This window comes from Denitratisoma oestradiolicum (assembly GCF_902813185.1).
Lineage (GTDB): Bacteria > Pseudomonadota > Gammaproteobacteria > Burkholderiales > Rhodocyclaceae > Denitratisoma > Denitratisoma oestradiolicum.
In genome coordinates this window covers 3062247-3075000 of record NZ_LR778301.1, presented here as the reverse complement: position 1 = coordinate 3075000, position 12754 = coordinate 3062247, and the positions used below count along the sequence as shown (strand labels likewise).

12 protein-coding genes and 2 rRNA genes (1 of these 14 running past the window's edge) are annotated in these 12754 nt (G+C 59.7%); 7 read left to right on the top strand and 7 right to left on the bottom strand.

Annotated elements, in window-relative coordinates; genetic code table 11:
* Positions 1-1900, top strand: a 23S ribosomal RNA gene (locus tag DENOEST_RS13920) (it extends 982 nt beyond the left edge of the window).
* 129 nt (positions 1901-2029) lie between these two features.
* A 5S ribosomal RNA gene (rrf, locus tag DENOEST_RS13915) occupies positions 2030-2143 on the top strand.
* A 75-nt stretch (positions 2144-2218) separates the two neighbouring features.
* Here the strand turns inward: rrf and DENOEST_RS13910 are convergent.
* A complete protein-coding gene (locus DENOEST_RS13910) occupies positions 2219-2710 on the bottom strand; it encodes a disulfide bond formation protein B (RefSeq protein WP_145770953.1) in 492 nt (163 codons plus the stop codon).
* Positions 2711-2818: 108 nt separating this feature from the next.
* Positions 2819-3826 carry a serine/threonine protein kinase gene (locus DENOEST_RS13905; RefSeq protein WP_145770954.1) on the bottom strand — a complete coding sequence of 336 codons (1008 nt, stop codon included), beginning with the start codon at positions 3824-3826 and terminating at the stop codon, positions 2819-2821.
* A 145-nt stretch (positions 3827-3971) separates the two neighbouring features.
* On the opposite strand from DENOEST_RS13905, the gene DENOEST_RS13900 reads away from it, so the two are divergent.
* Entirely contained in the window at positions 3972-5099 is a 1128-nt protein-coding gene (locus tag DENOEST_RS13900) for a hypothetical protein (RefSeq protein ID WP_145770955.1), read from the top strand.
* 5 nt (positions 5100-5104) lie between these two features.
* On the opposite strand, the gene DENOEST_RS13895 is transcribed toward DENOEST_RS13900, so the two are convergent.
* Together DENOEST_RS13895 and DENOEST_RS13890 are read right to left on the bottom strand one after the other, a co-directional pair.
* Positions 5105-5578: a VOC family protein gene (locus DENOEST_RS13895; RefSeq protein ID WP_170228212.1), complete on the bottom strand. Its 474-nt coding sequence runs from the start codon at positions 5576-5578 to the stop codon at positions 5105-5107.
* Between the two features lie 64 nt (positions 5579-5642).
* Positions 5643-6617 (bottom strand): zinc-dependent alcohol dehydrogenase, encoded by a 975-nt coding sequence (locus tag DENOEST_RS13890; RefSeq protein WP_170228213.1) that lies wholly within the window; start codon positions 6615-6617, stop codon positions 5643-5645.
* A gap of 193 nt (positions 6618-6810) precedes the next feature.
* Here DENOEST_RS13890 and DENOEST_RS13885 point away from each other — a divergent pair, with 193 nt between their 5' ends.
* The 4 genes from DENOEST_RS13885 to DENOEST_RS13870 all read left to right on the top strand — a co-directional run bounded on the left by DENOEST_RS13885 (position 6811) and on the right by DENOEST_RS13870 (position 10909).
* The gene (locus tag DENOEST_RS13885) at positions 6811-8076 is read left to right on the top strand and encodes an alkyl sulfatase dimerization domain-containing protein (RefSeq protein ID WP_145770958.1); all 1266 of its coding nucleotides are present in this window, start codon (positions 6811-6813) and stop codon (positions 8074-8076) included.
* Positions 8077-8089: 13 nt separating this feature from the next.
* On the top strand, positions 8090-8854 hold the full coding sequence (locus DENOEST_RS13880; RefSeq protein WP_145770959.1) for an SDR family NAD(P)-dependent oxidoreductase: 765 nt from the start codon (positions 8090-8092) through the stop codon (positions 8852-8854).
* A gap of 2 nt (positions 8855-8856) precedes the next feature.
* Entirely contained in the window at positions 8857-9558 is a 702-nt protein-coding gene (locus DENOEST_RS13875) for a TetR/AcrR family transcriptional regulator (RefSeq protein WP_145770960.1), read from the top strand.
* Between the two features lie 82 nt (positions 9559-9640).
* Complete coding sequence (locus tag DENOEST_RS13870) at positions 9641-10909, top strand: sulfotransferase family protein (protein WP_145770961.1); 1269 nt, start codon at positions 9641-9643, stop codon at positions 10907-10909.
* Positions 10910-10930: 21 nt separating this feature from the next.
* Here DENOEST_RS13870 and DENOEST_RS13865 read toward each other — a convergent pair whose 3' ends face one another.
* The 3 genes from DENOEST_RS13865 to DENOEST_RS13855 form a co-directional block, all read right to left on the bottom strand.
* Entirely contained in the window at positions 10931-11461 is a 531-nt protein-coding gene (locus DENOEST_RS13865; RefSeq protein ID WP_145770962.1) for a carboxymuconolactone decarboxylase family protein, read from the bottom strand.
* A 13-nt stretch (positions 11462-11474) separates the two neighbouring features.
* A complete protein-coding gene (locus tag DENOEST_RS13860; protein ID WP_145770963.1) occupies positions 11475-11942 on the bottom strand; it encodes a carboxymuconolactone decarboxylase family protein in 468 nt (155 codons plus the stop codon).
* 137 nt (positions 11943-12079) lie between these two features.
* On the bottom strand, positions 12080-12694 hold the full coding sequence (locus DENOEST_RS13855) for a TetR/AcrR family transcriptional regulator (RefSeq protein ID WP_145770964.1): 615 nt from the start codon (positions 12692-12694) through the stop codon (positions 12080-12082).
* Positions 12695-12754 lie beyond the last annotated feature (60 nt).

Here is a 12754-nt window from a genome sequence, read left to right as displayed (position 1 = left end):
AGACCGCCAGCTAAGGTCCCCAATGATTGGCTAAGTGGAAAACGAGGTGGGAAGGCATAGACAGTCAGGAGGTTGGCTTAGAAGCAGCCATCCTTTAAAGAAAGCGTAATAGCTCACTGATCGAGTCGTCCTGCGCGGAAGATGTAACGGGCTCAAGCCAATAACCGAAGCTGCGGATGCACAGTAATGTGCGTGGTAGGGGAGCGTTCTGTAGGCCTGCGAAGGTGTTCCGGGAGGAATGCTGGAGGTATCAGAAGTGCGAATGCTGACATGAGTAGCGATAAAGGGTGTGAAAAGCACCCTCGCCGAAAGCCAAGGTTTCCTGCGCAACGTTCATCGGCGCAGGGTGAGTCGGTCCCTAAGGCGAGGCCGAAAGGCGTAGTCGATGGAAAACAGGTCAATATTCCTGTACCAGTCTTGAATGCGATGGGGACGGAGAAGGTTACCTCAGCCATCTGTTGGAATAGGTGGTTTAAGCGTGTAGGCGTGCCCGATAGGCAAATCCGTCGGGCTAAGCTGAGGCGTGATGACGAGTCTCCTCGTGAGACGAAGTGAGCGATACCCTGCTTCCAGGAAAAGCCTCTAAGCTTCAGTTCAAGATTGACCGTACCGCAAACCGACACAGGTGGGCAGGATGAAAATTCTAAGGCGCTTGAGAGAACTCAGGAGAAGGAACTCGGCAAATTGATACCGTAACTTCGGGAGAAGGTATGCCCCGGTAGCGTGTAGTGGCTTGCCCACGAAGCGTGATGGGGCCGCAGAGAATCGGTGGCTGCGACTGTTTAATAAAAACACAGCACTCTGCAAAGTCGAAAGACGACGTATAGGGTGTGACGCCTGCCCGGTGCTGGAAGGTTAAGTGATGGGGTGCAAGCTCTTGATCGAAGCCCCAGTAAACGGCGGCCGTAACTATAACGGTCCTAAGGTAGCGAAATTCCTTGTCGGGTAAGTTCCGACCTGCACGAATGGCGTAACGATGGCCACACTGTCTCCTCCTGAGACTCAGCGAAGTTGAAGTGTTTGTGAAGATGCAATCTACCCGCGGCTAGACGGAAAGACCCCATGAACCTTTACTGTAGCTTTGCATTGGACTTTGACGGGACTTGTGTAGGATAGGTGGGAGGCTGTGAGACGTGGTCGCCAGATCGCGTGGAGCCAACCTTGAAATACCACCCTGGTGTCGTTGAGGTTCTAACCTTGGTCCGTGAATCCGGATCGGGAACCGTGCATGGTAGGCAGTTTGACTGGGGCGGTCTCCTCCCAAAGAGTAACGGAGGAGTACGAAGGTCTTCTAGGTACGGTCGGACATCGTACTGATAGTGCAATGGCAAAAGAAGGCTTGACTGCGAGTCCAACAAGACGAGCAGGTGCGAAAGCAGGTCATAGTGATCCGGTGGTTCTGTATGGAAGGGCCATCGCTCAACGGATAAAAGGTACTCTGGGGATAACAGGCTGATTCCGCCCAAGAGTTCATATCGACGGCGGAGTTTGGCACCTCGATGTCGGCTCATCACATCCTGGGGCTGTAGCCGGTCCCAAGGGTATGGCTGTTCGCCATTTAAAGTGGTACGTGAGCTGGGTTTAAAACGTCGTGAGACAGTTTGGTCCCTATCTGCCGTGGGCGCTGGAAGTTTGAGGGAGCCTGCTCCTAGTACGAGAGGACCGGAGTGGACGTACCTCTGGTGTACCGGTTGTCACGCCAGTGGCATCGCCGGGTAGCTAAGTACGGAAGAGATAACCGCTGAAAGCATCTAAGCGGGAAACTCGTCTCAAGATAAGACTTCCCGGGGCCTTGAGCCCCCTGAAGGGTCGTCCAAGACCAGGACGTTGATAGGCTGGGTGTGGAAGCGCAGCAATGCGTTAAGCTAACCAGTACTAATTGCCCGTGCGGCTTGACCCTATAACATTGAGTGTCTCCCCTTGCCGGCGACACTCGCGCAAAATACAATCACTCACCCCAAAATCTTTACTTCCCCATTCAGGTGCTCAGATAACAGCTCCGCTGCTTCTCTCAGCACCCCCAGTTTCGTCTGGTGCACATAGCGTCTTGGAACCACCCCTTCCCTTCCCGAACAGGACCGTGAAACAGGATCGCGCCAATGATAGTGAGTTAACCTCTCGCGAAAGTAGGTCAGCGCCAGACTCCCCATCCCCAATTACCCCTCGTTCCCTCAAGAACGAGGGGTTTTTGCTTTCCGGCTCAGGAAAACTGACGGACTTATCGTTCGTTGCGCAGGCCAAACAGAACGCAGAGCAGGGCAATGCCTGTGAAGGTCAGTAGGGAATACTCGGCCAGGGAAAGACCCAGAAGCTTGACGCCCGGGTCGGTGCAGAGCCCTGAAGACATGAACAACAGGGGAAGTTTCTCACCGGCCCAATAGACCATTTCCTCCCACCAGGGCGAATTTACTGTGCATCCGCCGGCATCCGGATGGTGCTGGATATAGCTCTGGTATCCGGCGACATACATTCCCACCAGGGCGATCAACATCATCAACCAGGCGCCGGCGCGTTGAGTCGTCGGGTTCCTTGCCCCGACCCCGATTAGAAGACCTACGGTCCCCAGCAACAAATAAAGCATGCGTTGCAGGATGCATAAGGGGCAGGCGGCCAGATGGGCCAGATTGCCGAGCAACACGCCAGAAAGGAAAAGGGCGAGGGCGGTGATTCCCAGCAGCAGGAATAGATGCTGTTTTTTTAGAAGTCTCATGGGCGCAGTGGAGGGAAGGAAGCTGTGGTCGTCGAGGTTCGTGAAAACGGATTATGAGTTGTCAGTATCGGATTGCGCAACGCGGTGAAGGCCAGTTGCCCATCCACATCAGGCAGGCCCAAGACGCAACGGCGGTTCATCCATGAGGGCTATTTGTTCGCGTAATTCCAGGATGCGGTCCTGCCAGTAGCGGTGGCCGCTGAACCAGGGAAACGCAGCCGGGAAGGCTGGGTCATCCCAGCGACGAGCGAGCCAGGCCGAGAAATGCAGCAGTCGCAAGGTACGCAGGGCCTCGATCAGATGCAACTCCCGGGGATCGAATTCCATGAAGTCCTCGTAGCCGGACACTACGTCCAGCAACTGGCGCTGCATTTCATCCCTTTCCCCGGAAAGCAGCATCCACAAATCCTGTATTGCCGGTCCCATGCGGCTGTCGTCGAAGTCGACGAAATGGGGGCCGGGCATGTCACCACTGTCGGTCCACAGCACATTGCCCATGTGGCAATCACCATGTAGGCGCAGGCTTGCCACCGGGCCGGCCCGTTCATAACAATGTTCCACTCTGCCCAGGGCCTGATCCACCGTGCTGTGCCAGGCATCCAGGAGTTCGGCCGGAATGAAGTCGTGAGCCAGCAGCCAGTCCCGGGATTCGATGCCGAAGGTCTCAAGAGTCAGGGCCGGCCGTTTCCGGTAGGGAGTAATAGCGCCCACCGCATGGATACGCCCCATGAAACGTCCCAGCCATTCCAGTGTGGCGGGATCTCCTAGCTCCGGTGCCCGGCCGCCACGGCGCGGAAAGAGGGCGAAACGAAAGGCACCGAACTGATGGAGGGTCGCACCATTCAGTTTCAGGGCCGGCACCACGGGAATTTCGCGCTCGGCCAGTTCGGCCACAAAGGCATGTTCTTCCAGAATCTGGGTATCGGTCCAGCGGCCGGGACGATAGAACTTCGCCACCAGTGGCGGTCCCTCCTCCATTCCCACCTGATAGACCCGATTCTCGTAGCTGTTGAGGGCCAGCTGGCGTCCATCGGGACTCAGGCCCTGGCTCTCCAGGGCATCCATTACGCAATCCGGTGTCAGGGATGAAAAAGGATGGCGGACGGTTTGGGACATGGCGTGAAAGAGCCGGAATGAAGACGATGTCCAATTTTGACACCATGGATGGGGAAACGGTACCCCAATTGGGTTTGGGCGGCTTTCTTCCCAAATCCGTCTGTGTATAGTTCCACGTATCCACTCATCACGCCGAGGCGATATCGTGATCACCCGTTTTGACGATTTCTGCATTCACCAGACCGTAGAGCCCATCTGCCAGCCAGCCACCAGCGATCGCAATTTCTATGACCGCTACTGGATGAACGGTTTTGATATTGGTGGCAACTTCATGTTCGAGATGGGACTGGCCCTGTATCCGAACCGGCGCGTGATGGATGCCCATTTCGGCATACTGGTGGATGGGGTGCAGCATCTGTTCCATGCTTCCCGTCGCGCCCCCCGGGATCGTTCCGAGCTTGCGGTGGGTCCCCTGTGTCTGGAAATCCTGCAACCCCTGCGAACCTTGAGGGTCACCCTGGCCCCCAACGAGACCGGCATCGAGTGTGACCTGTACTTCACGGCCAGGACCGTGCCCGAGGAGGAACCCCAGAGTGTGCTCCATGATGACGGTCGATTGATCATGCATACCAGCCGCTTTACCCAGATGGGGCGCTGGCATGGTCATGTGACGATCAATGGGCGCCGAATTACGGTGGATGGCAGCAGTACCCTGGGAGCACGGGACAAGTCATGGGGCATCCGCCCGGTGGGCGAACCGGAGGGCGGAGCCCCCCCCAGTCAGGCCCGGGAACCCCGGGTCTACTGGGTCTGGTCGCCGCTGGACTTCGGCGACTTCTGCACCCAGTTCAACACCTTCGAGGATGCAGATGGCAAGCCGACCCAGCTGGCGGCCTGCCGCATGCCTGCCTATGATGATCCGGAGCTGATTCCCGAGGACGGCGCCAATGCCATTCATGCCATGGCGACGGCACGGCACCGGATTGATTGGATGCCTGGAACGCGCCGTGCCCGGAGGGCCGAACTGGATCTGGTGGATGCCTCCGGCGAAAGCCTGCACATCGATTTGACTCCCATGCTGACCTTTTACGTGTCCGGGGTGGGCTATCAGCATCCCGAGTGGGGGCATGGCATGTGGAAAGGCGAGGAGGTGATTGCGACGGAGTCCTGGCGGGTGGATGAGCTGAATCCCCTGGACTTCCGCCATGTGCATGTTCACCAGCTGGTGCGTGCCACCATCGGGGATCGTGTCGGCTACGGTACCCTCGAGACCCTTTCCTTTGGTCGTCACGCCCCCTCTGGCTTCAAGAGTTTTCTGGATGGCGCAGCCTGAGGGGCTCAGACGTCCGGGGTCAGGAATTCTATGATCAGCGGGTCGTCCTGGCGTTCCAGGTAGGCGAAGGTGATGGTCTCGCTGTAGCGCTTGTACCAGATGGGCTGGTAGCCGATCGGCTTCACCTTCTCGATCCAGGCATCCACGTCGGCGACACGAAAGCGCAGATGGTGCATGCCTTCGCGGCCCCGCTGGATGAACTCGCTGTGGGGGCTTTCACCCGAGGTCCACTGGATCAGTTCGATCTCCATATCCCCGCTCTTGCCAAAGGCGATCTGGAGGCCCACGTCGGCAATCCGGCCACGGAATTCGCAGGCCTGGACCGAGCCATCCATGCGCCAGAAGGGGCCGAACATGAGTTCATAGCGGGCCACGGCGGCGTCAAGGTCACGCACCACGAAGCCTATCTGGTCGGCAGGGGGCAGGCCGAGATTCCGGAGGGCCTGGGGTAGGGAAGATTGAGGAGTGCTGGTAGACATGGCCATGGTTCCTTGTGGGCTTGATTGGAGCAGGGGGAAGGGGGATTTACCCGGATAACGGCGGCTATCCTTCGTCAATGGAAACCATGACCTTCAATGCGCTGGCTGTGTCCTTGGCCTGAGCGAAGGCGGCCATTGCCTGGTCGAAGGGGAAACGATGGGTGATCAGGGTGCTCGTATCGACTTCGCCCTTTCCCAACATTCCGATCACCTCCTGGAATTCGTCGTCGGGATAGGCGATGGACCCGGTCAATTCGATTTCCTTGGCCATGACCATGACCATATCGATGGCGACGGGCTGACGATATACCGCAACGATCACGATGCGGGTGCCGCTGCGGCACATCTCGACGGTCTGTTGGAGCAGGCTGCCGGCACCGGCTGCGTCGATGAAAATATCAGTATTGACCATGGGGAATCCATATTTCTGACTTTCACCATGGAGCTTGCCGAGCGTGGCGCGCAGATCCTCACTGCCCGGGTTGATGGTGGCGCTGGCCCCCAGGTGCCGGGCCATTTCCAGACGTTCCTGCTGGCGGTCCACCACCACGATATCCCTGACCCCACGCCGGCGCAAACCGATGACAATACCCAGGCCGATCACGCCTGCCCCATAAATCACTACCTTGCTCTGGGGCGTGACCCGAGCCCGGTTAACCCCGTGGAGAGAGACGGATAGCGGTTCCGTCAGGGCCGCCAGCTCGAAAGGCAGGTGATCCGGTATCGGGTGAATATTGCTTCCGGCACGAGCCTGGCGCACCAGCACCCATTCCGAGAAGCCACCCTCGGGGCCGCCCCCACCGATGAGATTGTCGTCCGGATTGACCACCACTCGCATACCCGGGTGCAGTCCGCATACCTGATTCCCCACCTGTTCAATCACCCCGGCAAACTCGTGGCCGAGGGACAGGGGCGTATCGGATGGCCCCCGCATGCCACCCTTGGACAGATAGCCCAGATCGCTGCCGCAGATGCCGCAAGCGGCGACGCGAATCAATGCATCTGCCCCAGTCAGCTCGGGCAGGGCCATCTCATCCATTCTCAAGTCATCGGGTTTATGCACCCGGAGCTGTCGTCTGCTAAGGGCCATCATTTCTCCTCCAATGGATATTCCGTCTGGCGGGCAACGAAATATCGCCAAAATTTTTGACTGCTTCAAATTAAAATAATATCATTAAAACTAAATCCAGTTGTCCCTGCCGTCAGGGATTGTTCAATATAGTGGGGGATCCATGGATATCGTCAAAAAATTGGTGGAGGAGCGTCCCGGATTCTTCGCAAATCGCCCGGCCCATCAGGCGCAAGCGACCAAGCTCAATGAGTTCATTTACATGTCCCAGGGGCTGTCGAATGCCTACATGGTGCTGACTCAGGCGGGGCGCGTCATCATTAATACCGGCATGGGTTTTGAGGCGCCGGTGCACAAGAATGTGTTCGACGCGGTGTGCCCGGGCCCCACGCCCTACATCCTGCTGACCCAGGGCCACGTAGACCACGTGGGCGGCGTCAGCCTGTTCCGGGAACCAGGCACGCAGTTGATCGCCCAGCGCAATTTGGCCACCTGCCAACGGGATGACCAGCGCATCAAGGAAGTGCGCCAGTCCCAATCCTCCATCTGGTTCAAGACCGCCCTCAGCCGGCAGGCTGTGGGAGAGCTTGCACCCCGCCCCCTGGTTCAGGATGTGCCGACGGCCGACATCAGTTTCGACGATCATTACGAACTGGAGCTGGGCGGGCTGCGTTTCGAGATCCATTCCACCTCCGGCGGCGAGACTGTGGATAGCAGTGTGATCTGGCTGCCCCAACACCGCATCCTGTTCTCCGGCAATGTCTTCGGTCCGCTATTTCCCCATTTTCCGAACTTCAACACCATCCGTGGCGACAAGTACCGCTGGTTCGAGCCCTACCTGGAATCCCTGCGCCGCATCCGCGCCCTGGAGCCGGAACTGCTGATCACCGGCCACTTCGAGCCCATCGTCGGCAAGGATTTGATCCGGGCCTGCCTGGATCGGCTGGAAGGCGCAGTGGATTTCGTCCATCGGGAAACCTTGAAGGGCATGAACAGCGGCAAGGACATCTGGACTCTGATGCGGGGAGTGCAGCTGCCACCGGATCTCTATGTGGGGCAGGGCTACGGCAAGGTGAGCTGGGCGGTGCGCACCATCTGGGAAAGTTACATGGGCTGGTTCAAGGCCCAGGCCACCAGCGAACTCTATCCCACCCAGCCCCGGGAGGTCTATCCGGATCTGGTCGAACTGGCTGGTATCGATGCCGTGGTAGCGCGGGGTCGCAACAAGCTCGATGGTGGCGACCCGGAAGGAGCACTGCTGCTGGCCGAGGCAGCTCTTGCCACAGAGCCCCTGCACCGGGCTGCCCTACAATTGGCCCTGGACAGCCACCGCAGACTGCTGGATCGTTCCGACGCCATCAATTTCTGGGAGACAGGATGGCTCAAGACCCAGATCGAAAAACTCGAAGTCGCCCTGCAGGGGGCCTGAAAGGAAAGCATCCATGAGTTCCAACACCACTTGGTCTAACCTGAAATTCGACTACCGTGACGCCCATGTGCTGGTCACCGGCGGCAGCAATGGTATCGGCGCCGGCATCGCCGCCGCCTATCGCGACGCCGGAGCACAGGTCATCATCACGGGTACCCGCCCCCGGGCTGCGGACTACGAGGGCGACTTCTCGGGCTACCGTTACCTGCAACTGGAACTCGCCGACAGCGAGCAGATAAAGGCCCTGGCGGATGCCTTGCCCCGGCTGGACATCCTGGTCAACAACGCCGGGTGCAATTTTGCGGCCCAGGACGAATCCAATCCGGCGATGTTCGACAAGTCGGTGCAGGCCAACCTGCTGTCGCCTTACCATCTGGCCCATGCCTGCCGCGACAAGCTGGCCCGAAGCACCCTGCCTGGCGGGGCCAGTGTGATCGGCATGGCTTCCATGACCTCCTACTTTGGCGTGGAATCAGTGCCGGGCTATGGCGCCGCCAAGGCTGGCATCGTGCAGATGACCAAGACCCTGGCCGTGGCCTGGGCCCGGGACAACATCCGGGTGAATGCGGTGGCCCCCGGCTTCATACGCAGCAACATGATGCAGCACTTCGAAGCCACCCCGGCGATGCATGATCCCGTGCTGGCCCGTACCCCGATGAAGCGCATGGGAGATCCCCGGGACATCGCCGGGGCGGTACTGTTCCTGACCAGCGCCGCCGCCGGCTTCATCACCGGCCAGACCCTGCCGGTGGACGGCGGCTATTCGGTGGTGGGCTGACCATGGCCCAGGTGATGTCCTTCGATGCCAACCCCCAGGAGCGGCTCACACCCCGTAGCGCCGCCACCCGGGCCAAGCTGATCGCCGTGGCCGAGCGACTGTTCGCCGAGCGGGGCGTGGATGGGGTGACCCTGAATGAAATCGGCAAGGCCGCCGGGCAGCGCAACGCCGCGGTATGCCAGTACCACTTCGGCAACAAGGAAGGCCTGCTCCAGGCCATCATCGACAAGCATGTGCCGGGCATCGCTGCCCGTCGCCACAGTCTGTTGGACCAGCTGGAGCAGATGGGGCGCCGGGGTCTGCGGGATGTGGTCAAGGCCTTCATCTACCCGGTAGCGGAGAAGTTGCTTGATGCCGATGGTGGACGTGACTTCATACGCATCAATGCCCAACTGGTTGCGGTGCACACCCTGGGGACGCAGCATCTCGCAGCCTCCCCCCTGAAGCTGCCCCTCGCGGACCGCCTCACCCGGACGCTCCTGGATGCCCTGGCTGAATACCAGCTTCCCGAACCGATCCTGCAACAACGCACTCTGTTGGCGGCAGTGCTGTTGTTCCATGGCCTGGCCGATCATTCCCGGATGCTGGATGCTGTTGATCATCCCCAGGCTGTCATGGATACCGGGCTTTTCGTACAGACCCTGGAGGATGCCATCGTGGCCTTGCTGTCCACACCGGTGTCGGCATCGGTTGACCAGAAATAGGACATGATCATCGCACCCGAAGCCGGGGATGATTTGTGATGTCTGGTTTTCGCGCTTTCAAAATTGCCATCGAAAATTCATCATGAGCAACGAAATCCGTATCGACGATCTGGCCGCTCCTCAACTTTCCCAGGTTCAAAAGGATGCACTGACCTGGGGGGAGAGCCTGACTACTGATTTCAGCGAGGAGTCCATCCTCCAGGCGGCCCGGGAACGCACCGGGCTGAACGATTTCGGTGCCGACGATTTCCGCGAACGGCTCCGGGTGCTGCGGGAAGAATGGGACGGGGACCCCGAAATCACCCCCTTGGCCCGCAACACCCTGCGGAGCTATCTGGTGCGCTATGCCAGCAACCGGCTGTTGATCCACGATACCCTGAAGCGGCACCCCGAGATCCTGGACCAGAAAATCGAGGCGCCAGTCATTGTGCTGGGTCTGCCTCGTTCCGGCACGACCCATCTGGTCAACCTGCTGGCAGCCGATGACCGTTTCCATTCCCTGCCTCTCTGGGAATCCTACGAGCCGGTGCCCCTGCCGGGTGAAGGCCTGTTGCCCGACGGCACAGACCCCCGTTATCAGCGCTGCGCCGCCGCCTGGGAAGGCATGAAGGCAACCACGCCCTTGATCGCCGCCATGCATCCCATGGAGCCGGAGCACATCCACGAAGAACTGGAGCTGATGGGGCCAGACTTCGCCTCCTACAATTTCGAGTGGCTGACCCTCTCGCCCCGCTGGCGCGACCACTACTACGCCCATGACCAGACGCCCCATTACGAATACATGAAGAACGTGCTCAAGCTGCTCCAGTGGCAGCGGAGCCAGGCAGGGCAGCCCGACAAGCGCTGGGTGCTGAAATGTCCCCAGCACATGGAGCAGCTACCGGTGCTGAAGAAGGTTTTCCCGGATGCCACGGTGGTCATCACTCACCGGGACCCGGTGGCGGTGATTCAGTCGTCCGTCACCATGCAGGCCTACAGCCAGCGCATCAACCGCCGCCACGTCGCCACCGAGGCCCTGATCCACTACTGGACGGACCGGATCGAACACCTGCTGCGCGCCTGTGTGCGGGACCGTGAACTGCTGGCGCCTGCCCACAGCTTCGATTCCTATTTCCACACCTTCATGGCCGATGAAATGGGCACCGTGGCCCAGGTCTACGCCAAGGCTGGCATGGAGTTGACGCCCGGCGCCCGAGGGCGCCTGGACCGCTACATCGCCGATCATCCCCGGGGCAAGGAAGGCAAGGTGATCTACAACCTGGAGCGGGATTTCGGCGTCGCTCCGGAGAGATTGCGGGAGCGTTTCCGTTTTTATTTCGAGCGCTTTCCCGTCAGGGCCGAGGTGAAATAGCGGAGAGGGAAGCGTCTGACCTCATTGGACGTCGGCTATTTTCATTTCCACCTCCATCACCGGCAGGCTCTCGGGCATGCCGCCCAGGCTCACGGCGCACTTGGATGTGGCGTTGAAGGTGGCGATCGAGATCGCCATGTGGCAGATCTGCTCCTCGCTGAAGTGCTGGCGCAGCCTGGCGATCAGGGCCGGGTCGAAGCTATCTGGCGTCCGCAGGTATACGTCGGCAAAGGCCAGGGTGAGCTTTTCGATCTCGGACAAATCGCTGGAATCGAAGTCGTCGTTGATGTGGGCGACCTTGTCCTCGGTCAGGCCGTCCTTGCGGGCAACGTCGTAGCGCACGCTCTTGCAGAACACGCAATTGACCGTGCGGGCGTTGCGCAGTCGCAGCATCTCCAGCAGAGCCATGCGTACGCTGTTTTTGCCCCAAATCAGATTGTTCATTTCGATGATTGCATCCACGGTCTGGGTGGCCAGGCCGAGGCTGCTATCGCGGATCACGTGTCCGGTGCTGGTACTCGGTTTGCCGACACGCGCTTGGGGATTGTTCATGGTGTTCCTCCGCTCAATGCTTGGGGGTGGCTTGCAGGGCGCTGAACATCAGGGCCAGACGGATGCGACCCTCGATGAAGCCGAGGGATTCAATCAGGCAGACCAGGCCGGCTTCACCCAGATGCTGCTTGACGCTGGCCGCCTGTTCATCGCTGATCGCCATCGGGTCCTGGGCGTAAATCTCCGTGAAGTCGAGAGCGGCCAGTTCGGCGGCGCTGAAGCGGGCATCCTTGACGTAGTCGCCCCTCAGCAGCGACTCGATCTTGCCGGCGTCGAGGCCGGGGGCGTAGCGCAGGGCAAGCTCCGACTTTGCATCGTGGAACTGTGCCAGACGTAGGCGGCACAGCTCCAACAGGGCCACTGGAACATGGGTCTGGTGCTGCCAGATCGTGCTCCATATCTTGTCGTAGCCAGCGGTCAGGGCACCGCCCTGCCGCAATGCCGTGCCCAGTGTTTTGGTGTTGAGGGTATTGCTGATCACTGTCTGTTCCTCCTTGGTTTAACGTAATGAAAAAGCATCAACGGAGCCGAGTGTAACTGTCGAGCGCAGCGAGCCGATGGGTAGCCCCGCCCCGGGGCGGGGATGGGGGTGGGGGGCGTTCAATTGGCCTTTGCGCATTAGCATCCTCGGGGGTGGTGCTGGTGACCATGCGCGTCAGGCGCGGTCGCGCTGGAATTGGCAAGCAGTGCCAATATGGATCTGGCGGTGGGCCGTTGCGTGGCCCCTAGTCGTGCATTCACGGCGAGCCCCTGTACTGCGTGCAGCAGCCACTGGGCCGTGTCCTGGGGATGGATATCACCGCGGATGCTGCCGTCCTCCTGCCCCTCCTTGATGGCCTGGGCGAAGCATCCGGCCAGTTGGCTGTAGTAGCCGCCCATCAGACGCTGGCATTCCGGGTCGGTATTGCCAAGTTCCACCGCCGTATTGACCACCAGGCAGCCCCGTGGATCGAACTTTTTCAGCACCCCCTGGAAATACCCCGCCAGGGCCTCGTAGCCGCGCTTGCGGGAAAAGACAGCGAGGGAAGCGGCGCTATGGATATCCAGGTATTCCCGCAAAACCCTCAGAAACAAGCCATCCTTGCCACCGAAGGCCTGATACAGGCTGTGCTTGTTGAGGCCGGTACCCTCCACCAGGGCATCGACGCTGGAACCATTGAAACCCGCCGCCCAGAACTGGTCCATGGCGGATGCCACCACGGTGTCCTCGTCATACTTTGCCGGCCTGCCCATTGCGCCCTCATTAGTTACAGAATACCTAGTCTGGAATAGGCTACCGGGCAGGAAATGGCA

Excerpts from the sequence above, each read along its gene's own strand:
- DENOEST_RS13910 (WP_145770953.1), bottom strand. The coding sequence starts at position 2,710 with ATGAGACTTCTAAAAAAACAGCATCTATTCCTGCTGCTGGGAATCACC.
- DENOEST_RS13905 (WP_145770954.1), bottom strand. The coding sequence starts at position 3,826 with ATGTCCCAAACCGTCCGCCATCCTTTTTCATCCCTGACACCGGATTGC.
- DENOEST_RS13895 (WP_170228212.1), bottom strand. The coding sequence starts at position 5,578 with ATGTCTACCAGCACTCCTCAATCTTCCCTACCCCAGGCCCTCCGGAAT.
- DENOEST_RS13890 (WP_170228213.1), bottom strand. The coding sequence starts at position 6,617 with ATGGATGAGATGGCCCTGCCCGAGCTGACTGGGGCAGATGCATTGATT.
- DENOEST_RS13885 (WP_145770958.1), top strand. The coding sequence starts at position 6,811 with ATGGATATCGTCAAAAAATTGGTGGAGGAGCGTCCCGGATTCTTCGCA.
- DENOEST_RS13880 (WP_145770959.1), top strand. The coding sequence starts at position 8,090 with ATGAGTTCCAACACCACTTGGTCTAACCTGAAATTCGACTACCGTGAC.
- DENOEST_RS13875 (WP_145770960.1), top strand. The coding sequence starts at position 8,857 with ATGGCCCAGGTGATGTCCTTCGATGCCAACCCCCAGGAGCGGCTCACA.
- DENOEST_RS13870 (WP_145770961.1), top strand. The coding sequence starts at position 9,641 with ATGAGCAACGAAATCCGTATCGACGATCTGGCCGCTCCTCAACTTTCC.
- DENOEST_RS13865 (WP_145770962.1), bottom strand. The coding sequence starts at position 11,461 with ATGAACAATCCCCAAGCGCGTGTCGGCAAACCGAGTACCAGCACCGGA.
- DENOEST_RS13855 (WP_145770964.1), bottom strand. The coding sequence starts at position 12,694 with ATGGGCAGGCCGGCAAAGTATGACGAGGACACCGTGGTGGCATCCGCC.